The organism is Herbidospora mongoliensis (assembly GCF_001570545.1).
Lineage (GTDB): Bacteria > Actinomycetota > Actinomycetes > Streptosporangiales > Streptosporangiaceae > Herbidospora > Herbidospora mongoliensis.
On the sequence record NZ_BBXD01000020.1, the window covers coordinates 1 to 19,777 of the forward strand.

General features: G+C 66.8%; 20 protein-coding genes and 2 tRNA genes. 7 read left to right on the forward strand and 15 right to left on the reverse strand.

The genetic code is table 11. From position 1 onward, the window contains the following. Nucleotides 1-400, reverse strand: a 400-nt coding sequence (locus AW272_RS29305; protein WP_245657780.1) for a helix-turn-helix domain-containing protein, incomplete at its 3' end; no start/stop codon positions are given. A gap of 587 nt (nucleotides 401-987) precedes the next feature. On the opposite strand from AW272_RS29305, the gene AW272_RS29310 reads away from it, so the two are divergent. Then, complete coding sequence (locus AW272_RS29310; RefSeq protein WP_245657781.1) at nucleotides 988-1,557, forward strand: SDR family oxidoreductase; 570 nt, start codon at nucleotides 988-990, stop codon at nucleotides 1,555-1,557. 291 nt (nucleotides 1,558-1,848) lie between these two features. On the opposite strand, the gene AW272_RS29315 is transcribed toward AW272_RS29310, so the two are convergent. From AW272_RS29315 to AW272_RS29365, 9 genes are all read right to left on the reverse strand, one after another. Continuing rightward, nucleotides 1,849-2,715, reverse strand: coding sequence for a helix-turn-helix domain-containing protein (locus AW272_RS29315; protein ID WP_066371990.1), 867 nt, complete (start codon nucleotides 2,713-2,715; stop codon nucleotides 1,849-1,851). Further along, nucleotides 2,715-3,413 carry a vWA domain-containing protein gene (locus tag AW272_RS29320; protein ID WP_066371998.1) on the reverse strand — a complete coding sequence of 233 codons (699 nt, stop codon included), beginning with the start codon at nucleotides 3,411-3,413 and terminating at the stop codon, nucleotides 2,715-2,717. Before AW272_RS29320 ends, AW272_RS29315 begins: the two co-directional genes overlap by 1 nt. Before the next feature lie 19 nt (nucleotides 3,414-3,432). Then, on the reverse strand, nucleotides 3,433-4,650 hold the full coding sequence (locus tag AW272_RS29325; RefSeq protein ID WP_066372001.1) for a serine/threonine-protein kinase: 1,218 nt from the start codon (nucleotides 4,648-4,650) through the stop codon (nucleotides 3,433-3,435). After that, complete coding sequence (locus AW272_RS29330; protein ID WP_218011116.1) at nucleotides 4,647-5,828, reverse strand: protein phosphatase 2C domain-containing protein; 1,182 nt, start codon at nucleotides 5,826-5,828, stop codon at nucleotides 4,647-4,649. The genes AW272_RS29325 and AW272_RS29330 overlap by 4 nt, the downstream gene beginning before the upstream one ends. 56 nt (nucleotides 5,829-5,884) lie before the next feature. Beyond that, nucleotides 5,885-6,925 (reverse strand): hypothetical protein, encoded by a 1,041-nt coding sequence (locus tag AW272_RS29340; RefSeq protein ID WP_066372008.1) that lies wholly within the window; start codon nucleotides 6,923-6,925, stop codon nucleotides 5,885-5,887. After that, entirely contained in the window at nucleotides 6,922-8,943 is a 2,022-nt protein-coding gene (locus tag AW272_RS29345) for a hypothetical protein (protein WP_066372010.1), read from the reverse strand. The genes AW272_RS29340 and AW272_RS29345 overlap by 4 nt, the downstream gene beginning before the upstream one ends. 86 nt (nucleotides 8,944-9,029) lie before the next feature. Then, nucleotides 9,030-9,779, reverse strand: coding sequence for a hypothetical protein (locus AW272_RS42635; protein WP_157518865.1), 750 nt, complete (start codon nucleotides 9,777-9,779; stop codon nucleotides 9,030-9,032). 122 nt (nucleotides 9,780-9,901) lie between these two features. After that, entirely contained in the window at nucleotides 9,902-10,633 is a 732-nt protein-coding gene (locus AW272_RS29360; protein WP_066372019.1) for a Crp/Fnr family transcriptional regulator, read from the reverse strand. A gap of 141 nt (nucleotides 10,634-10,774) precedes the next feature. Further along, a complete protein-coding gene (locus AW272_RS29365) occupies nucleotides 10,775-11,341 on the reverse strand; it encodes a Pycsar system effector family protein (protein ID WP_066372021.1) in 567 nt (188 codons plus the stop codon). A gap of 18 nt (nucleotides 11,342-11,359) precedes the next feature. Here AW272_RS29365 and AW272_RS29370 point away from each other — a divergent pair, with 18 nt between their 5' ends. Beyond that, complete coding sequence (locus tag AW272_RS29370; RefSeq protein ID WP_157518866.1) at nucleotides 11,360-11,542, forward strand: hypothetical protein; 183 nt, start codon at nucleotides 11,360-11,362, stop codon at nucleotides 11,540-11,542. 769 nt (nucleotides 11,543-12,311) lie between these two features. Here the strand turns inward: AW272_RS29370 and AW272_RS29375 are convergent. Together AW272_RS29375 and AW272_RS29380 are read right to left on the reverse strand one after the other, a co-directional pair. Next, nucleotides 12,312-12,386 (reverse strand) — tRNA-Val (locus tag AW272_RS29375). A gap of 14 nt (nucleotides 12,387-12,400) precedes the next feature. Further along, nucleotides 12,401-12,472 (reverse strand) — tRNA-Gly (locus AW272_RS29380). Between the two features lie 121 nt (nucleotides 12,473-12,593). Between AW272_RS29380 and hutH the strand changes: the two genes are divergently transcribed. After that, nucleotides 12,594-14,135 carry a histidine ammonia-lyase gene (hutH, locus tag AW272_RS29385; protein ID WP_066372025.1) on the forward strand — a complete coding sequence of 514 codons (1,542 nt, stop codon included), beginning with the start codon at nucleotides 12,594-12,596 and terminating at the stop codon, nucleotides 14,133-14,135. 80 nt (nucleotides 14,136-14,215) lie between these two features. Here the strand turns inward: hutH and AW272_RS45335 are convergent, their stop codons facing one another. Continuing rightward, nucleotides 14,216-14,599: a RidA family protein gene (locus AW272_RS45335; RefSeq protein WP_066372028.1), complete on the reverse strand. Its 384-nt coding sequence runs from the start codon at nucleotides 14,597-14,599 to the stop codon at nucleotides 14,216-14,218. Next, the gene (locus tag AW272_RS45340) at nucleotides 14,596-15,417 is read right to left on the reverse strand and encodes an NAD(P)-dependent oxidoreductase (RefSeq protein ID WP_157518867.1); all 822 of its coding nucleotides are present in this window, start codon (nucleotides 15,415-15,417) and stop codon (nucleotides 14,596-14,598) included. Before AW272_RS45340 ends, AW272_RS45335 begins: the two co-directional genes overlap by 4 nt. 147 nt (nucleotides 15,418-15,564) lie before the next feature. On the opposite strand from AW272_RS45340, the gene AW272_RS29400 reads away from it, so the two are divergent. Genes AW272_RS29400 through AW272_RS29415 form a run of 4 tightly spaced genes read left to right on the forward strand, consistent with a single transcriptional unit; the run spans nucleotide 15,565 to nucleotide 18,919 of the window. Then, entirely contained in the window at nucleotides 15,565-16,506 is a 942-nt protein-coding gene (locus AW272_RS29400) for a LysR family transcriptional regulator (RefSeq protein WP_066372034.1), read from the forward strand. Next, nucleotides 16,458-17,456, forward strand: a complete 999-nt coding sequence (locus AW272_RS29405; protein ID WP_066372036.1) for a chorismate-binding protein — start codon at nucleotides 16,458-16,460, stop codon at nucleotides 17,454-17,456. Before AW272_RS29400 ends, AW272_RS29405 begins: the two co-directional genes overlap by 49 nt. A gap of 9 nt (nucleotides 17,457-17,465) precedes the next feature. Next, a complete protein-coding gene (locus tag AW272_RS29410) occupies nucleotides 17,466-18,299 on the forward strand; it encodes an aminotransferase class IV (protein WP_066372038.1) in 834 nt (277 codons plus the stop codon). After that, on the forward strand, nucleotides 18,296-18,919 hold the full coding sequence (locus AW272_RS29415) for a DUF305 domain-containing protein (protein WP_066372040.1): 624 nt from the start codon (nucleotides 18,296-18,298) through the stop codon (nucleotides 18,917-18,919). The genes AW272_RS29410 and AW272_RS29415 overlap by 4 nt, the downstream gene beginning before the upstream one ends. A 72-nt stretch (nucleotides 18,920-18,991) precedes the next feature. On the opposite strand, the gene AW272_RS29420 is transcribed toward AW272_RS29415, so the two are convergent. Next, nucleotides 18,992-19,699 carry an NUDIX hydrolase gene (locus AW272_RS29420; protein ID WP_066372555.1) on the reverse strand — a complete coding sequence of 236 codons (708 nt, stop codon included), beginning with the start codon at nucleotides 19,697-19,699 and terminating at the stop codon, nucleotides 18,992-18,994. Between the last annotated feature and the right edge of the window lie 78 nt (nucleotides 19,700-19,777).

Genomic DNA, 19,777 nt, shown 5'->3' on the forward strand with positions numbered 1-19,777 from the left:
GCCTCAGCAGGACGCGTAACGCCTCCCGGCCGACCTGGATGGCCTGGCCGGGAAGAGCCCGCAGGTAGATGGCGAGTTTGCGGATGGACCAGCGGGTGAAGGGCTGCCCGAGCCGGGCCGGGCGGGTGATGGCCGTCGCGGCGACGAAGTCTTCTTCGTCGTCACTGAGCAGGCGGGGACGGCCTCCCGCCCACCGAGGGTCCAGGCAGGCCAGCCCCATCTCGTTGAACCGATGGATCACATCGCGGACGGTGTCCTCATCAGCTGCCACCAGACGGGCGATCACCGGGACGGTGTTTCCTCCGGCCGAGGCCAGCAGGATCATCGCCCGCCGGTACCGGACCGAGCTGGTGCTGCCCCGGCGGACGATCTGCTGCAGCTTCTGCCCTTCGGCGTCCATCAGTCTTCGTATTCTGACCGGTTCTCCCACCGCGCCTCCTCGCGCCAGCCGGACGTGTACGACACATCCAACCGACGCCAGCGGCTACACGCGAGACCGGTGAAGGTTTCCGGTCACAGCACTATACGCGATCTATATCCGGGCGGAGCGTTAATGCCGCAGGTCATGGACCTTGCGCAGGAGGATCGGACGAGGTCGAGTCGATCCGATTGAGCTTCAATGGCTGACGTCATGTGGTGGTGTCATGGTCTCCGACGTGTCGCAGCAGCGCATGGTCATGATGGCCATCTTGCGGAGCGCGTAAGGGGTCGGGTCGTCAGCGATGATCATCGGGCTGAGATCACACGTGGGCAGTCGGTGCGGGCTGTAGTGAAGCCGACCTGCTCCATGGCTAACTGGCAAATCCGGGGCTCTTTCCCGATAGTGACGCCTACGGCGTGAGGCGAAGCGATCAGATCAATCGAACTAAGCGAGAGCAGTTAGAGCGAAGTGAGGCTCTCCAGGGAGCACGAGGGGCGGAGCCCTTGGCTCACCTAAGCGGACGATCAACGTCAACCAACCCCCTCAGCCTCGACGGCCGGACCGCCGTGATCACTGGAGCCTCCAGCGGCATCGGTGAGGCGACCGAACACCTGGCTGCCAGGGGCGCCCTGCTGGCCCGCCGAACCGGCCACCTGCACGACCCGGCCACCCGCATCGGCAAGCACGGCGGCCAGGCGCTGGCCCTGGTCATCGACGTGACCGACGCCGAGGCGCTGCGAGCCGCCGCCGCCGACCGGGTCAGGTCGAAATGGGGCCCCGTCGAGCTGCTCTTCAACAACGCCGTGGTGATGCTGCCCACACCCGTAGAGGACGTGGCGGTCGACCAGCGACGGCAGCAGATCGACCTGAACATCACTGGGCTGGTGAACGCCATCGCGGGGTTCGCCCCCCAGCTCATCGAAGCCGCCGGGGCCAATGGCGTCGCGGACTTGATCAACACCTCGTCGATCGTGGCCCAGAACATCCTGCCCCGATTCGCCGTCTACTCCGGGACAAGGCGTACGTTACCCACTTGTCCCGGCACCTGCGCGTCGAGCTGGGCGCTAAGGACTGCAGGTGTCGGCGATCGAGCCGGGCATCGTCGGCACCGAGCTCAAGGATCACGTGACCGATGAGGGAATCCAGGCTTTGTGGGGAGCTCCAGGCGGATGATCGACTGGCTGACCCCGCAGGACGTGGCGGAGACGGTTGACTCCATCGCTGCCTTGCCGCCTCGCGCCTACCTGCAGCAGGTGACGGTCGTGCCGACCCGCCAGCCGAGCTGAGAGGTCAGCCTGGAGGGCCGTGAGTTCTGCCTCCTCACTCTGTCCTGACGCGGAACCTTGGAGAGTTCTTACACGCCGTGACCTCGGATGAGGCGTCTGTCGCGACTGGCAGGACCCCTGACCGGGCTACGGGCTGATCGATTAGTGGAGGCCGAGTTCCCGAGTTTCGCCGGCACGCATGATCACTCCGGCGAGATCGGACAGATAGTCGAGCGTTCTCACGTGATCCAGGGCCTGCTGCAGCACCTCCTCCAGGTGGGTCATGTACGTGACGCTCTCAGGCTGACTCGCGATGTGAGACAGAGCCACCCCCGTGTCCACGAAGACGAGGTCGTCGCCGTCGTCCGGGGGGAATCGCATCTGAGTGACGGGCAGCACGGGACCCGGCGGGCTCCCTCCGTGGAACGCGTGCAGCCGCAGTTCCACGTTGGGCCGCCGACCCAGTTCCACCAGGCGGACGACCTGCTCCAGTTGGTCGCCGACATTACCCCAGTCGTAGCGCAGCGCCGCCTCCGTGATGACCGCTGTCAGGCGGGGCGCGGTGGCGGCCGGCCGCAGCAGGATTCGCTGACGGTACAGAATGGACTCCACCTGGCGGGCGCTGCGGGGGTGCCGCTGGGCGGCGTACTTCTTGGTCTGCAGCAGCTCGGGGATCGTGAGAGGGAAGAAACACCTGATCGTGGATGCGTCGTTCTCGAAGCCGGGATACTCCGAGTCGAACACGTCTGCGAAGTCGCGCCACCATGCGCGTTCGCGCGCCAGCAGGGCGAGGGACATGATCCGGTCGTATTGCTCTCCTTCGATCTGGTACAGCCGGAGAAGGTCGCGCATGTCGCTCATCTCCGGCCGCTTCCACTGGTTCAGCTCGAAGCGCCCGAGTTTTCCGCGGCCCCAGCCGAGACGTTCGCAGATCTGCGTCGCCGTGAGGCCCCGATCGAGCCGAAGGGCGCCGAAGAAGTCGGCCAAGCGCTTTTTCGCGATGGTCGCCCCATAGGCGTCGCCCCCCATCAGAGGTCGATGTAATCGAGGGGAACCGTCCTGAATCCCTTCACCTCTTCCGGAACCGCCAGCTGCTGTTTTTCGGCCGAGGTGATGAGAGAGTTCAGCAGCGAGTTCAGGGCCGCGGCGAGAGCCGACTTGGTCTCCTCGTCATTGCTGTTGTAGGCGATGTACGCGGCGAGCGTCGAGATCGTCTTGAGTACACTTTCGCTGGCGTTTCCGAAGCCATAAGTGATGACGTGCGGATACGGCGGCCAATTCCGGTCCGTCAGTTCCGCGTGGCTCGTCCGCCACTCGGTGTCGGGCTTGTCGGTGGGGATTCCGTCGGTCAGCAGGAATATCACCGGACGGGTGACCTTGATCCCCCTGGCCTTCAGTGCCGGGACGTCCTTGCTGATCCGCTCTTTCACGAGGCGGAACATCGGCGCGAAGTTGGTCCTGCCAGAACAGGTGACGTTCGGCAGGGCTGTCAGTTGGGTGATTTCTGTCATATCCATGACGACGTGGGGCGAGGAATTGAAGGACAGGATCGACAGATGGATGAAGTCGGCCATCGCGGGGCTGGTATAGAGCGTGTCCACGATTTCTGTCAGAGTGTTGTTGAGTAGTTCCTCGAATGCCTGCATAGACCCTGATGTGTCGAGCACCACATATGTCGGCATTCCTTTCATGCCACCGATGGGTGTGATGTCTCCATACGCGTTCATGACTAATACCCCCTTTGTTTCAACGGGCGAGTGAGAGGATCAGCCCGATTGTGTACATGACGAAGACCGCTATGCCGATGATGACGAAGAAGTTGCCGATGGTGGCCAGTACGCCATGCGATTTCTTGGGGGGAGGATTTCGTGGGTATGTGGTCGTGGTCTTTTTCTGATAGGCCGCAGGTGCGCCGATCGGTGACTGCCTCCGGGCGCCGGGAGAGGATGTCGGCCGACGGGCGGGCGGTGCCTTCGGGGCCGTCCTCTGTGGGGCCGGTATGGTCAGCCGCGAGACCGGGGTGCCCGTGTTCTTCCGTGGCTGCCACGGAATCATCTGCGTGACGTTGTCGCCGCCTTTGCGGGACCCGGGCAAGCCTTCGTACATCGCCGTTCGCAGATCGGCAAGTGTGGGCCGCTGCTCGACGCTTCTCGCTTGGAGAATGCGGCGCAGCACATCGGCGAGCCCACTTTGACCGGGGAATCGTTTGGCCACCTCTGCCAGTGCCTCGCTGTCGTTGGTCCTGACGCCCGTGAGAGCCCGGATGACGAGCAACGCCACCTTGTAGCGGTCGGTGTGGGTGGTAACCGGCTGCCCGATTCGCATCAACGGATCCGTCCAGTTGGGGGTCTCCACGAAGGGCCGCTGGCCGACGCCGCACGAGTCGACGTCGATGATCAAGGTGGCCTGGGTCAGCGGAGCCCAGAAGGCGTTGGCGAACGACCAGTCGGCGTAGACCATGCCATGCCGTTCGAACAGCGCTGCCGCGTCGACGATATTCCGCACCGCCTGAAGCCGGTGGTCGTCGTTCGGCACGGGAAGGCCGAGCCGCTGCAGTTGCTGGGGAGGGAGGGCCAGCAGGTCGATCGTCACGGTCCGCCGGTCCGTGCGGTCGGCGAGTTTCTTGATGTCCCAGACGAAGTCGGTGCTTGCCTTCACCATGATCGACCCGACGGTCCGATACCCGTCGACGATTCTCGACACCGGCCAGGTGATGGACTTGTCCAGCAACGCGATGTCGCTCGCGGACATGCCGGCCGGCATGGCGATCAACCGGGACAGGGTGTCTGCGTCGATCTTCGTCTCCGGGCGATACAGCTTCACCAGCCACCCTTTGGAAGCCGGTATCTCGTAGATGACGGATGACTCGCCGTTGTCCCGGGACAGGACGTCGCCGTCGTTATAACCCTCGACCGAGGACAACGGGATGATCTGGGGAAAGGGGGAGTCTGACCAGCTCCTCATGAATATCTCCCCGGACACCACAGCACGACGGCGGTACGGTCGTCGTTGAAGCCCTTCGTCTCGTATCCGACGCTAGTGATGAAGTCGCCGATGAACGGCGGGCGGTTCCACTGGTCGGCGAACCAGGCGCCTAACTCCTTGACAGCCAGGGCGTCGCCGACACCGTCCGTGGTCAGGGCGAGAACCGTGTCTGGCGGGATCTCGAACTGTGTGATCCGCACTGAACTGGGGAGATGCGGCAGGTATTCGGACAGCCGGCCCGCGTCGTACCCCTGCTTCGCGTCACCGGCGATCTGGCGCCAGCCATGGCCTTCTTTGAGCCAGGCGCTCACATCGGCGATGCTCGCGAAGACCGCGATCCGTGTACCGTCGTCGCACGGCCGCAGGTCGATGACGGCCGCGAGCGCCGCTGCCCTGACGTCGTTGCGGGTCAATCCGCGCTGCTCGGCGGTGGCGGTCATACGCGCCGCGGCGTTGTGGAAGGAATTTTTGAGTTCCGTCTCGCTCCAGGTGCCGTCGGCCATGACGTCCTGCAGGTGCTTCACGATCGTGTCGGCCGCGACGTTGGCGCCCAGGTGCGAATGACGGCTGTCGGACATTCCGTCGGCGATGGTGACGATCAGGTACCGACCGTGTTTGTCCAGGCCCAGGCGGTAGGCGTCCTGCCGGGCATCGGCCGGGTCCTTGCATCGATGTCCCGGGCCGACGATCGAGGCGGCGCGTACTTCGAGATCACCGACGAGGGCGGAATCGGCGCAGATACCCGAGGGGCCGGGCGCGCTCGGTAGCCGCCAGGGGAGCTGGGCGGCCGTTCCGGGCAACCCCCCCGGCTGGGGAAAGCGCCTGGCTGCGTCGCGCGGCGCCTGCGCGGGCATAGGCGCGACTTTGATATCCAGCGAAGGTGGTGGAGTCATGGCGGCCGGGCGCTGGTGTTCATGCTGATGACGGCTAGGGGCACCGGGAGCGTTCTGTATGTCGGACACTGCGGCGATGGCCTTCTCTCTGGCGACTGTTTGCCCCTTCCAGCCGCGCCACTCCTCAAGCGCCAGAAGCACCAAAACGGTCAGGAGGAGCGCGATGACGGTTCCGATGGGGACCCCGTCGAGTCCCATGGCACTGAAGGCCAGTCCGACGCAACTCAGCAAGGTGACGAGCAGGACCATGATCGCGACGATCATGTGATGTCGGATGATGCCCGAGGGGGTCTGCTTGGCGCGCTTCGGTTTCCGCTGCATCAGCCGCCCTCCCGGTTGTCCGTCCTCGACCCGAACCTGACCCAGCCGGCGACGCCGGCGTCTCCGGCGCCGGTGTCGCCGGCGGCCGGCGGGGGGGCAGGCTGGGGGGAGGGGGCGGGCGCAGAGGCAGGCGTGATGGCCGTCTGGGTGACGGTGCCCTGCAGCATCCCCCTGGTGTTGCCGTCGGCCACCTGCTCGAGCGGGTTGATGAGGATGCGCCGCATCGTCTCGATGTCTGCCTCCTGAATGAACCCTTCGGCGACCATCTTCTCGAAGAGGCTGATCTGGGCCTGAAGGTTGATCTCCCGCCGCTTGCTTACCTGCTCCAGCACGACTCCGACCTGATCGGGATGGCGCGAGAGGAACAGGAATAACAGGTCGTCCTCACCTTGGGCGATCTGCCGCAGTGCGCCTATCCGGTCGCTCTCCATCGCGGCGTTTGCCTGTTCCTGCTTGCGCAGCCTCTTGAAGGTCTCCTCGTCGGATATTCCGGCGCGCTGCTGCTCTCGCCTGGAGATCTCGAACCTGGCGGTGTGGTCGTCGGATCGAAGGCCCACCACGACGCTGAAGATGGTCAGTCCCTCGGGAAGGGGGAGCGGCCCGCGCCGGAACTCCTGCTGAAGCCGGTGTTCGGCGCTGGCGACGTTGTCGATGTCGAACCCGCGCGTGATGTTCTGCACCATCTCGATCAGCTTTGAACGTACGAGGGCGAGGCCGTCCCGGGTGCCGTGCTGCACGATCTTGGCAGGCTCCTCGACCCCCCATATGACGCCCATACGGGCCCGGAACAGCATCGAGCCGACGGCGCTGGAGACGTGCTCGATGATTGAGTCGTGATGCCGGGTGTTGTCCACGGCGTACCAGGCCTGGTAGCGCGACGCCTCATGGCGATGGGGGCGCCGGTCGAGGATTTCCGCCTGCCCGCTCCGGGTCCAGTAGACGAGGGTGACGTCTGGCGCGAGCGCGGGGCCCTTGGATCCGAAGGACATAGGCCCTTGGGCACGGATCAGGCCTCCCGGCTGAAAGGGTTGGGTGGTCATCGAATGCTCCTTGGTGCAGCATTGAGGTGCTGAAGGGCGGAGAGGATCGCGGCACGGCTACGCGGTGCGTGGGTCCAGCGGTCGACGGCCAAGGCGATGATCCGCTCCGTGCGCGTCGAGATCCTCACCTGCGCACACGTCGCCATGAGCGATGCGAGGACGCCGACGGCGCGGAGGCTGGAATCGGCCAGGCGCCCCCATTCCGCGAGTACCTCCTTGGCCTCACGGTTGAAGTCGGACGAGTTGAGCGCCTGCGCCCACAACTCCGCGACGTCGACGGCCTGGCCGCCGTCGTCCTCGGTGATCGCGAGCATCGTCGGCCAGAGACCCCCGTCGGGCCGCTGCCGGACGAGATCTGCGGCTGAGAGTAGGAACGCCAACTTGCCGTTGAGTCTCTTCTCGGGCGAGCGGCCCGACATCCAGGTCCGCAGCATGGTGAGGAGCCGCGCGGAGTAGACGGAGTCCTCGTATTCCAGCATTTCGGCGATCGTCTCGCAGAGCGCCTCGATGATGGCGGGTTCGTCGCTCGATCCGACCAGGTCAAGCAGGGAAACGGCGTTCTCGCAGTCGCCGTCGGCCAGCTTGACGCGCCACGCGCGGATGGCCGTGGCCTGGAGCTTGGCGATCGCATCGCCAGAACTCCAGGCGTCCACGAGTCGGTGTGCCGCGTTCGTCAGGCCGGGGACGTCGCTGACCGTTCCGAGCGCGATGGCCGCCGCCTCACGCAGCCCCGGGTCAGGGGATTTGGCCCACGGCAGGATCACGGTAGCGCGGATGTGGTCGAACGCCTTAGTGGCCAGCAGTCCGGCGGCCACTGCGGCCCGGATTCTGACCGTGCCGACCTCGCTACGGGCGCACAGCCGTAACCAGGTCAGAAATTCGGGCCGGATATCGTCGTACTCGTTCCACACGTGCAGGATCACCTGCTGCGGCCTATCACCGTCCTGGTAGCGCACCACCTGGCCCGGCGCCGTGCCGCCATGCCTGGTGAGCATGCTGGACGGGACGAGATGAGCGCCCAGCCCCCGCAGTCGGGAACTCACTGTCTTGTTGAACGGGCGAGACTCCCTGGGCGGCTGGTTGTCCGGCTCAAGCCGTCGCTTCAGGGCGGCGGAGGCCATCGCCACTTGCTCGTACGGCTCGCCACCCAGCACTGCCACGCTGATGGCCAGGGCCTGGGTGTCGAGGTCTGGCAGGTTCGCGAACCAGTCGTCCAAATCGAAATCGGATCGGGCGCCGAGTCGTGCTCGGAGGTCGACCGTTCCCGAATCGGCGATCAGTGTCGCGATGTGTACCGCGAAGCGGGGTTTGGCGCTCGCCAGGATGTCCCGGCACACGTCGTGGACCTCACCGTCGCTCAGCACGGTGCGGGCGTCCGTGGCGGACCCGACCAGCCGGGCCAGATGGGCTTCCAGCACGCTTCGGGGGTCGGGTCCCCTGACGTCGGCGACGTAACGTTCCACGGCGTCCGGAAGGCGGGTGCCCGTGTCGACCGTGATGATCAGCCGGTGCCTGTCCCTCAGCTGTGCCGCCAGCCGGTCGAGGTCGAAGGCGTGCAGCGTGGCCGCCCGCAATTGAGGTAGATCAGCTAGCAGGTAGCCGCCGGGCTTGAGATCGGTGACGTCCAGGGCGCTGAGATCAGTTTCCGGGTGGAGCTGGGACGCCCCTTCCCGGGTGTGATCGAGGAGCAGATGCCGGCCGAGGGCCGAACGGCCGGAGTCCACCTCGCCGCGGAGGATCAGCAGGCCCAGCGCGGCGGCACGCGACTTCAGCCGTTCGAGATCCGCAGGAGCGATGAAGGAGCCGTCCCAGTCGTGGTGGTCGGTGGTGAAGGGAAGCAGCTGGATCTGCCTGCTGCCGGTGGTGGTCACGGTGATGTACGTGATCTCGTCGCCACCGACGACCTTCTGGGCCCGAACCCGGGCGCCGGTCAGGTTGGAGCGCGCATCCCGCTCGGCACTCAGCCGTTCACCCGTCTCGCCCGGCTGGGCGGCCCGGTTGCTGAACTCGCGCCCCAACGTTTGGACGTTCTTGGGTTCCGGTTCCTGTTCCTGCTGCGGCTGTTGCGAAGGCGGCTGCTGCGGTTCCGGCTCGCTCGGCGGCATCATGGCCTGCCGCCCAGGTAAGTGATCTCGTCGCCCCCGACGACTTTGTCCGCGCGGACATGCGCATTGGCGAAGTGCCCGTGGACGACTCCCGGCCCGGCGGCCGCAGGACGCGGCGGCGGGTCGGGAGTGGGGGGCACCGCGTCGTCAGGAAGGTCGAGTTGGCCTATGTCCTTCTCCGGCACCCAGATCCAGGCGACCTGAACCAGTTCCTTGACCCGCACGACCACCTTCCGGAACGCCGTGGGATCAAGCGAGGTGTGCTCTTGCGCCACCGTCTCCGAGAAGACGCCGTCGGACAGGACGACGGCCAGCGCCGCACCGGTCTGATCGAGGGCGATGCGCAGAGCGGGGCTGTCGCACAGCCTGCTCACCACGACAGGGCCCCCGCCGGAGAAGCCCTTGGCCGCGCGCATCGTCGGCCCGAAGTGCAACGCGAGACGGAGCCGTAGCTCCTTCCCTTGAGGTACATCGCGGTTGTACCGGCGCAGTTCGGCCACGAGGTGTCGGACATAGTCGTCCACCACTCTCGGCTCGGGCTCGCCGGGCGGCAGCACAGCCAGCTCACCGTCTCCGGCGTCCTGAATCTCCCATTTGGCACGTTCCAGACCGGCGCGTGCGCCAGCCCGGTCGAGTACCAGCGGCAGCGCCTCCTGGATGCGCTTCTGCCAGTTGGCGGTATTGCCGCTGTACCCCTTAACATCCACTGCGGCCAGCAATCGCCGCCCGAAGTCATCACCTTCGGCCACTTTGCCCGCCCCTTTCACGTAGTTCCGATACATCCGGAAGAGTGGCAGTGGCGGTGGAGTGAGATGTCGTATAAATACGAGATCTAGGACGAAATCTCAAAATGTGATTCCATCGAGTGATGTCAGACGGGCCCCTCGGCGCTCCTGCGTAGTCCGTTGAGATCGATGATGACCACCGTCCGGTAGGACACTTTGATCAACTCGGCGCGTTTCAATTCGCTGATGGCCTGGCTGACTGTGTGTTTACTCGCTCCGATGAGCATGCCGAGTTCGTCCTGGGACAAGGTCACCCCAGGAGTCAGACCCCCCTCAGTGGCTTGGCCGTGTCGCTCGGCCAGCATGAGGAGAACCCGTGCCAGCCGTACGGGCGCCGGGTATCCGACGAAGTCGAGCCGGTTTTGGTTGGCCCACTTCAGCCGATCGGCGATCGTGTGACTCAGCGCCAGCCAGCGCTCCGGATGGCGGTTCAGGAAGGCCCGGAAGAATTCGGCGCGGATCGCATGGATGATGACCTCCGAGCAGGTGGTTGCGGTGGCCGATCGCGGCCCGCCGTGGACGGCGGTGAGTTCGCCGATGACATCGCCGCACATCCGGATGCCGAGCATTGTCTCCACGCCGTTCTCGAGACGTGCCGTGATCTTGACACAGGCTGTGCCACCCTCCTCGGCCTCTCTGATGACAAGTGCGTGGTGGTCGTTCATGTCTCCTTGGCGAAGGAGTACCTGTCCCGCGGGGACGCGACGTGGCGGAGCCATTGCGAGCAACTCCGCGACGTCTCTTTGGTGATCGAGCCGGCAGAGGAACGTCCCCTCCGCCCAGCGTTCCCGGTTGTCCGACCGATGATTGTCTGACATGTCCGCTCCCCAAGAGCTGGTCCACCCCACGCGCCCCCGGAATTTCAGATACCTCAGCAATCTAGAGCACTCTGCTCTATATGTGCAGATCCCAAAAACGGGACAAATGCACACGTGTCGGAATTCTATGAGTTTATCTGCCTATAAAAAGAGATTCCATAAAATGGCGAAAATTGTGGAAAGGAGGCTCAGGCACAGCAGCCAGCATCCTGTACGGACGAGCCGGTATTTGCGGGCAACGATCACACTGATCCGGCGGATCTGGTCGGCGATCCGGTCCAGATCCAGCGTGGATGATCGGCGGAGCGCCTCGGCCACGTCCTTGGTGTTCGTGAATCGGAGTGCATCGCCGAAGTACATGACGGTTCCCGTTTCAATGTCAGTGGTCCGCACCACCTGGGGGTACACCGCTCCGGCAAGCACGATCACAGAGCCCAGGGCGGCGGCGATGCCGACCCACCACAGCCACTCGACGGCGTTCGACAGACTGAACGGTGACCAGCTGCCGGCCAGGAGTCCTGCCGCTACTGCGCCCAATCCGATTCCGACGACGCCGAGCAGGAGTTGTGCCTTGGCGTCCGCTCGGCCCAGTTCTTCCCGGGCCTCGGCCAGTAATCGGGCTCCGTAAGCGCGGGCATCGGCATCCGTGTTCGCCGTTTCCTGAGATGCTGCGGTTCCGGAGAGAAGGGCCCTCCACCGATTGCGCACTTGGCCTCCGTTCGCCCGATGATCATTGATCCGGTGGTCGATAGAGAGCGTAAACGCGTCTCGAGCGAATCGACCATGGCAAACGACCTGCTGCGCCAGTACGTCTCCAAGGGCACGGACTTGTCAGTCCACACGCACGCGCAGGTCGACGCCGAATTGAAAGCGAAGGCGTGCACCGGGCGGGCGAACGCCCGTTCCTGACTCCGTAGGCCGATGGCCGTCCCGAGGATCGCGCACGGTCGTCCTCCAAGGACACTGGAGCCAACTCGCAGGGTGGAGTGTGACGGCGTGGCAGCTCGGCCTTCCACCATGCCCGACCACTCGGCCTGGTCACACTTCGAGCACGCGACTTGTTCGTCGTCCGGGAGGTCACCACGTCCTCGTGACTGGGCGTCGAACGCCAGGCCAAGGGCAATGGCACCGAGGCCTGGGTCGGTCTGCTCACCCCGGCCTTCGACCACCTCGACGCATGTGCCGCGCGTACCGAGGTGCTCCAAGACAAGCATGGCTCGCAGAGTGTGTCCCGCAAGTTCGGCTACGAGCACGACGGCGTTTCGGTGGACGCCCGCGGTGACGAATCCCTCGTGTCCGATCGACTACGGCTCGCCAGGCGGAAATGGATTCAGCAGAACAGGCATGACAGCGTGTCGCCCGGTGTTCGGCCTTTGACCCTACCTGCTCATCCTGTCGCGGACATGAGGAGCCGCTGACAGCACTGGCTACTTCAAGATCATTCCGTCGGCCCTGAACGGCTGGCAGAAGACTGGCACCCCTCAAAGGACTGCATTGTCGCGGCTGGCGACACCGCGCTAACCCGCCCCTCGGTCGTCTCGATCATGAGCGCGCGCGGCGTCCGCATCGAGACGATCGCCGTCCGCCTGAGGTGGCTCCCGAATTGGCTCTCCGCGACCCTCCAAGATCGAAAAAGGCCCCGGAGAATCTCCGAGACCCTGTCTCATCTGCGAATATCTGGTGGACGATACAGGGATTGAACCTGTGACCTCTTCCGTGTCAGGGAAGCGCTCTCCCGCTGAGCTAATCGTCCAAGCGAAACATCAGAGCGGAAGACGGGATTCGAACCCGCGACCCTCACCTTGGCAAGGTGATGCTCTACCCCTGAGCCACTTCCGCTTACGTTCCCGGTTCCCCGGGCCACGCAGAGAACACTAGCGAATCTTCGCCCGACCCCCAAATCGATACGCCGGGTAAGGAGCTAACATGCTCCACGATAGTGACATCGCAAGGGAGCGCCATGAGCGACAACGAAGTCGTCCAGATCGGAGACCTGACCTTCGAGGACGTCGTCCACGTAGCCCGCCACGGCGGCCGGGTGAAGGTGACCGAAGACGCCATCGCCGAGATGGCCGCCGCCCGGGGCCGTATCGAAGAACTGGCCGAGAGCGACACCCCGTCCTACGGCGTCTCGACCGGCTTCGGCGCCCTGGCTACCAGGCACATCGACCCGGAGCTGAGGGCCCAGCTCCAGCGCAGCCTCGTCCGCTCCCACGCGGCGGGCAACGGCCCCGAGGTGGAGCAAGAGGTGGTCAGAGCACTGATGCTCCTCAGACTCCGGACCCTGGCGACAGGCCACACCGGAGTCCGCCCCAAAACCGCCCAGACCCTCGCAGCGATCCTCAATGCGAAGATCACCCCGGTCGTCCACGAATACGGCTCCCTGGGCTGTTCGGGCGATCTGGCTCCTCTCTCCCACGTCGCCCTCACGCTCATGGGCGAAGGCCAGGTCAGAGACGAGAAGGGCGTCCTGCGGCCAACAGACGAAGCGTTGAGGGAAGCCGGCATCACCCCGGTGGAGCTGGCCGCCAAAGAGGGACTGGCCCTCATCAACGGCACCGACGGCATGCTGGGCATGCTCATCCTCGCCCTGCACGACCTGAACAACCTTCTCAAAACAGCAGACATCTCCGCCGCGATGTCCGTGGAAGCCCTCCTGGGCACCGACGCCGTCTTCGCCGACGACCTCCAGAAGCTGCGGCCCCATCCCGGCCAGCGCGCCTCCGCGGCCAACCTCAGGGCCCTCCTCAAGGACTCCGGGATCATGGAGTCCCACCGTGACGGCTCCTGCACCCGCGTCCAGGACGCCTACTCGCTCCGCTGCGCACCCCAGGTCGCCGGCGCAGCCCGCGACACCGTCGACCATGCCGCACTGGTCGCGAGCAGGGAACTCGTGTCGGCCGTCGACAACCCGGTCGTCCTCCACGACGGACGCGTCGAATCCAACGGCAACTTCCACGGCGCTCCGGTCGGATACGTCCTCGACTTCCTCGCCATCGCCGTCGCCGACGTAGCTTCCATGGCCGAACGCCGCACCGACCGGATGCTCGACGTCGCGCGGAGCCACGGCCTCCCCGCGTTCCTCGCGCACGACCCGGGTGTCGACTCCGGGCACATGATCGCCCAGTACACCCAGGCCGCGATCGTCTCCGAGCTCAAGCGCCTCGCCGTCCCCGCGAGCGTCGACTCGATCCCGTCGTCGGCGATGCAGGAGGACCACGTCTCCATGGGCTGGTCGGCCGCTCGCAAACTCCGCAAATCCATCGACGGTCTCACCAGGGTCCTCGCCATCGAGACGCTCACCGCCGCCCGCGCCCTCGACTTCCGCGCGCCGCACAGCCCCGCTCCGGGGACCGGCGCCGCACTGCGGCTTCTCCGCCAGGAGGTGGCGGGCCCCGGCCCCGACCGGTTCCTCGCCCCCGAGATCGAGGCGGCGGTGCGCCTGGTCGCCTCCGGCGCTGTGGTCGAGGCCGTCGAAAACGTGACGGGGCCGCTCAGCTAGGAATTTTCCGTTACGGCAGGCCTACCCCGGCCCCGACCCCCGCACATGGGTCCCGCCGCAGCCGGCGCCGACCGGCCGCGCTACCCGCGCGCCGAAACGTCGGCCACCAGTTCGACCTCGACCACCAGCCCCGGCATGAACAACCGGGACACCTCGACCGTCGTGCTGGCCGGGGGCGGCGAAGGCATGTACCGTCCCCGCACCGCCGCGTGGTCCAGCAGCCCATCCATGTCCGTCAGAAACGTCCGGATGTGGACGACATCCTCGAAGGTCACCCCTTGATCTTCGAGGATCAGCCGGAGGAACTCGTATACGACCTCGGACTGACGAGTCATGTCGCCGGGCCCGATGACCTCGCCGTCGGCCACGGCGACCTGCCCGGACACGAACAGAAGGTCCCCGGTCCGGACGGCATGCGAATAGCGCCCATTGGTGGCCGGAACCGTCGAAGGGTTCACTTTCACGGCAGTTCCAGCACGGCGGGCACGATGCCCGTGATGTCCTCATCGCCGTGCCCGGCCTCGGCGGCCTGGGCGAAGCGGTCCCGCGCGGCGGCCGTGAGGGTCTGCACCTCACCGGGCCCATCGGTGGCCAGGGTGAGGTCCTTGGCGGCGAGAGCCAGTTTGAACCGCGTCTCCGGCACGCCCTCCTCGACCACCGGACGCAACCGCTGGCCGACCGCGCCCAGCAGGGTCGCGTCGAGCAGATCGAAATAGTCGCTGGTGGAGAGCCCGAGACGCTGCACGTAGGCCAGGTTCTCCGCCATCAGCACCTGCACCGACAGCTGCCCGGCCATCACGGCGAGCTTCATCTTCGACCCGGCCCCGAGCGCCCCGTAGTGATGAACGGTGCCGAACACCCCCAGCACACCCTGAACCCGCTCGAAGTCAGGCGTCTCGCCACCCGCGATCACCCGCAGCTTGCCCTCGGTGGCAGGCCCGACGGTCCCGAGCACCGGCGCGTCGATCAGTGGCACGTCGAAGGGAAGCAGGCCGCGAAGTGAGGTGACGGCGTCAGGCCCGATGGTGGACATCTCCACCCAGATCGTCCCGGCCGACAGCCCAGGCTTGGCCGCCTCGGCCACTTGGGCCACCGCGATCGGGTCGGACAGCATCGAGATGACGATCTCCGCGCCCGACACCGCCTCGGCGGGGGAGTCGGCCACGGACGCGCCGGGGAGCTCCTTCCGCGTGCGGTTCCAGACGGTCACCTTCTGGCCCGCGGCGACGAGGCGGCGGGCCATGGGGGAACCCATGTTCCCCAATCCCAGAAAAGCGATCACATTTCGACCCTAGCCCCGGCCAAGGTATTCCACCAGCGCGTACATTTCATGGAAGGCATGCGGCTACGGAATACCAAAGCGAGACGCGGACGGCCGGAGGCCGGTCGTGGCTCGCGCCGTGAATCTGCCCCAGAAGCAGGAGTTCCGATGTTCGACACCGACGCCCTCCGTCTGATCGACGCGGTGGCCCGGCTCGGCTCCTTCACCGCGGCGGCGGTGGAGCTCCAGTACACCCAGTCCGCCGTCTCCAGGCGCGTCGCGGCCCTGGAGGTCCGCGCCGGCGGCCCGCTCTTCGAGCGGCTTCCCCGGGGTGTACGTCTCACTCCCGCCGGCGCCACCCTCCACAGGCACACCCGTGACGTGCTCGAACGCCTCCAGCGGGCGGGCGAGGAACTCGCCGCCATCCACCGGGGGACCGGCGGTCGCCTGCGGGTGGGCGCCTTCGCCACCGCCAACGCCGCGCTCGTCCCGGCCGCGCTGAAGGACTACCGCGCCGAGTTCCCCGACGTCGACACCACGCTCATCGAGGGCATGACCGGCCACCTCGTCGAGCAGCTCGACCTGGGCGCCATCGACGTGGCCGTGGTCAGCGACTACCCGGCGGGGCTCGAAGCGCCGCCCTCGATCGCCCTCGAACCGCTGCTGGAGGAGGAGTTCCTCGTCGGCCTCCCCGCCGACCACCGGCTCGCGTCCCAGCAGGTCATCGACCTCCGCGACCTGCGCGACGACAACTGGATCGAGGGAGCCCGTCCGGGCCAGGGCCTGATGCTGGCCGCCGCGTGCGCCGCCGCCGGGTTCACCCCGAGGGTCGGCATGCGGGTGGGGGAGTGGACCGGAAAGCTCGGATTCGTCGCCGCCGGCCTGGGCGTGACCCTCGTACCGGCCCTCGCGACCCAGGGCATGCGGCCCGACCTGGTGCTGCGGCCGATCGCCCGGCAGGCCCCGCGCCGGACCGTGTTCGCCGCGTTGCCGCGCGTCGCCCTGCCCGCAGCGAGGGAACTGGCTCGAGTGCTCGCCGGGGCTGCTGGGAGAATGGCCGGATGCACGACGCCTTCGCCCACGTCGCGGGCCGTCTGGCCACCGGCCTGAGCGACGTCGCCACCGACCTGTCCGCCCTCGACGCGGGCGGCTGGTGGGCTGTGGTGGTGGAGTTCGAGGGCAAGGTGACGCTGGCCCGGTTCGACCACGTCCGTCCCGCCCCGCTGCCCGCCCCCCGAGGCCCGTGGATCGGCCCGCGCCGCTCGGAGTGGCGGTCGTCCCTCGATCAGGGGGGGTACGAGGCCGGGGTCCGCGCCATCCGTGCGCACATCGAGCGGGGAGAGGTCTACCAGGCCAACCTCTGCCGGGTGCTGACCGCGCCGCTGGGATTCAGGAGTGACCCCCTGGCCTTGGCGAACCTGCTCGCCGAAGGAAATCCGGCCCCCCACTCGGCGGTGATCCAGGTGCCGGGGCTGACCGTGGTGTCGGCCTCGCCGGAGCTCTATCTCGGGCGGTCAGGATCGATGATCACCTCGCGCCCCATCAAGGGCACCGGAGTGACGTCAGCTGACCTGCTGGAAAAGGACTACGCCGAGAACGTGATGATCGTCGACCTGGTCCGCAACGACCTGGGCATCGTCGCCGACGTCGGCTCCGTCACGGTTCCCGAGCTGTGCGTGGTGGAGGAGCATCCGGGCCTGGTGCACCTCGTGTCGACCGTCCAGGCGACGACGGAAAAGTCGTGGCCGGAAATCTTTGCCGCGACCTTCCCTCCCGGTTCCGTCACGGGTGCGCCGAAATCGTCCGCGCTGAGCATCATCAATGCGCTCGAACCAGCGCCTCGGGGGCCATACTGTGGGGCGGTGGGCTGGGTCGACGCCGATCGGCGCGAGGCCGCCCTGGCGGTGGGCATCCGCACCTTCTGGATCACCGGTGAGGAGATCCGCTTCGGCACCGGTGCCGGCATCACATGGGGCTCCGACCCCGGGCACGAATGGCGCGAGACGGAGCTGAAGGCGTCCCGGCTCATCGCGCTCGCATCCCGCTCAGACGAAGGGTAAAACGGTCACATGGCGGTTCCCATCTGGGTCAACGGCGACTTGCTCGATCCGTCGAAGGCGGTCGTTTCCGTCTTCGACCACGGGCTCATGGTCGGCGACGGCGTCTTCGAGACGATCAAGGTGATGAACGGTGAGGTCTTCGCCCTCACCCGCCATCTCGACCGCCTCGCCCTCTCGGCCAAGCGCATGGACCTCCCCGAACCCGACACCGCCGCCATCGCCGACGGTGTCCGCGCGACGGTCGCCGCCGCGCCGCAGTGGCCGCTGGGGCGCATCCGCATCACGTACACCAGCGGTCCGGGCCCCCTCGGCAGCGACCGGGGCACCGAAGGCACCAACACGATCATCATCGTCGGCGAGCAGAAGCCCTTCCCGGCGACCGCCGACGTCGTCGTGGTCCCCTGGCCCCGCAACGAACGCGGCGCCCTGTCCGGCGTGAAGTCGACGTCCTACGGCGACAACGCCAAGGCGCTGGCCTACGCGAAGGAACGCGGCGGCGGCGAGGCCATCTTCGAGAACCTGGCCGGCAACCTCTGCGAGGGCACCGGCAGCAACATCTTCATCGTCAGCAACGGCCGCCTGATCACCCCGACCCTGTCGTCGGGCTGCCTGGCCGGCGTGACCCGGGCCCTGGCCCTGGAGTGGTACCCCGACGCGATCGAGGAAGACGTCCCCCTGGCCGCGCTCTACGACGCGGAAGAGGCGTTCCTGACCTCGACGACCCGCGACATCCAGCCGATCGGCCTGATCGACGGCAAGGCCCTGCCCGTGGGCCCCGGCCCGGTGACCCGGGCGGCGATGGAGGCCTTCGCGGCCCGTTCGGCCGACGACCTCGACCCGTGAGACGAGTTTCAGCGGCCATCGCCTTCCTGGCGGTGGCCGCCTGCTCATCCGGCGTCGACGCCCCCCGGCCGGTCGTGGCCGGATCGGGCCCCCCGGTCGTGCTGCCGGGGGCCCCCGGATCGAGCGGCACCGTCGCGACGCCGGGTCAGACCCTGGGAACCTACGCGGCAGACGTCTCCGCCGCCGACGTGCGGTTCGCCGAGGGGATGGTGGGCCATCACCGGCAGGCGCTGGAGATGACCGGCCTCGTCGCCGAGCGCGCTTCCGACGAGCGGGTGAAGGCATTGGCCGGGCGGATCGCGGCCGCTCAGCAGCCGGAGATCGCGGTGATGACCGGGTGGCTGGGGCGTCTCGGGCGTGAGGTTCCGGCCGGGCACGCCCACATGACGGGCTACGGGATGGCTTCCCTTGAGCAGATGAACGAGTTGCGGGGGGCGCGGGGGGCGGCGTTCGACCAGCTGTTCCTGAAGCTGATGATCGCCCACCACGAGGGTGCGGTGAGGATGGCGGGCGGTGAGCTCCGCGACGGGCGCGACCAGCTCATGACGACCCTGGCCATGGACATCGTCTCGGGCCAGCAGATCGAGATCGGCAGAATGCGCGCGATCCTGGCGGGCTGAAGCTCTCCGTCCAGGAATTTCCGCGGTTCGGGGCGCAGGACCTGGCCGCGTTCAAGCAGGGATCCACGGCGCCTAGGACTCGTCGGTACCCGTTCGCAGCAGCGGCGGCACCAGCAAGGTCGCGTTTCCGCGCGTGTAGAGCGCGGCCGGACGTCCCACGTCAGGGAATCGCCGTTCGCCTGTCGGATCGATGAAGCCCGCGGTCTTGGTGACCTTGCGGCGGAAGTTGCTCGGGTCGAGCCGCTGACCCCAGACCGCCTCGTAGACCCGCCGGAGATCCGCGACCGTGAACGGCTCCCGGCAGAAAGCCGCCGCCGCCGTCGTGTGTTCGAGCCGGACCCGGGCGGCTTCCAGGCAGTCACGCAGAATCTCGTTGTGGTCGAAGGCCAACTGGGTCTTGAGTGCCTCCTCGACGAGAACCCACCGGGCCGCCGCCGCGTCGGTGCCCGCGACCGGCAGCGGCAGTTCGGGGCTGAGCGCCAGGTAGGCGACGGTGATCACGCGGCGTCTCGGATCGCGGTCCGGCTCGCTGTAGGCACGGAGCTGTTCCAGAGTGACCACGCCGTCGTGCAGGCCGGTCTCCTCGGCCATCTCACGGTAAGCCGCCTGATCGAGGGTCTCACCGTCTCGGACGAAGCCGCCCGGCAGAGCAGGTTGCCCCAGGTAGGGCGGGTTGCCGCGATCTATCAGCAAGATGTGGAGCTCGCCCGTGCGAACGGTCAGGATCACCAGGTCGGCGGTCACCTGGACGCAGGGGCGGGGCAAGCGGGTCGTGCTCATCCGCAGCACTTTACCGGTAATGGTCGACTTGACCTAAAGCGTACCCTCATTTAGGGTCGAACTGACCTAAAGGAGGTC

Excerpts from the sequence above, each read along its gene's own strand:
- AW272_RS29315 (WP_066371990.1), bottom strand. The coding sequence starts at position 2,715 with ATGGGGGGCGACGCCTATGGGGCGACCATCGCGAAAAAGCGCTTGGCC.
- AW272_RS29320 (WP_066371998.1), bottom strand. The coding sequence starts at position 3,413 with ATGAACGCGTATGGAGACATCACACCCATCGGTGGCATGAAAGGAATG.
- AW272_RS29325 (WP_066372001.1), bottom strand. The coding sequence starts at position 4,650 with ATGAGGAGCTGGTCAGACTCCCCCTTTCCCCAGATCATCCCGTTGTCC.
- AW272_RS29330 (WP_218011116.1), bottom strand. The coding sequence starts at position 5,828 with ATGATCGTCGCGATCATGGTCCTGCTCGTCACCTTGCTGAGTTGCGTC.
- AW272_RS29340 (WP_066372008.1), bottom strand. The coding sequence starts at position 6,925 with ATGACCACCCAACCCTTTCAGCCGGGAGGCCTGATCCGTGCCCAAGGG.
- AW272_RS29360 (WP_066372019.1), bottom strand. The coding sequence starts at position 10,633 with ATGTCAGACAATCATCGGTCGGACAACCGGGAACGCTGGGCGGAGGGG.
- AW272_RS29370 (WP_157518866.1), top strand. The coding sequence starts at position 11,360 with ATGATCATTGATCCGGTGGTCGATAGAGAGCGTAAACGCGTCTCGAGC.
- hutH (WP_066372025.1), top strand. The coding sequence starts at position 12,594 with ATGAGCGACAACGAAGTCGTCCAGATCGGAGACCTGACCTTCGAGGAC.
- AW272_RS29400 (WP_066372034.1), top strand. The coding sequence starts at position 15,565 with ATGTTCGACACCGACGCCCTCCGTCTGATCGACGCGGTGGCCCGGCTC.
- AW272_RS29405 (WP_066372036.1), top strand. The coding sequence starts at position 16,458 with ATGCACGACGCCTTCGCCCACGTCGCGGGCCGTCTGGCCACCGGCCTG.
- AW272_RS29410 (WP_066372038.1), top strand. The coding sequence starts at position 17,466 with ATGGCGGTTCCCATCTGGGTCAACGGCGACTTGCTCGATCCGTCGAAG.
- AW272_RS29420 (WP_066372555.1), bottom strand. The coding sequence starts at position 19,699 with ATGAGCACGACCCGCTTGCCCCGCCCCTGCGTCCAGGTGACCGCCGAC.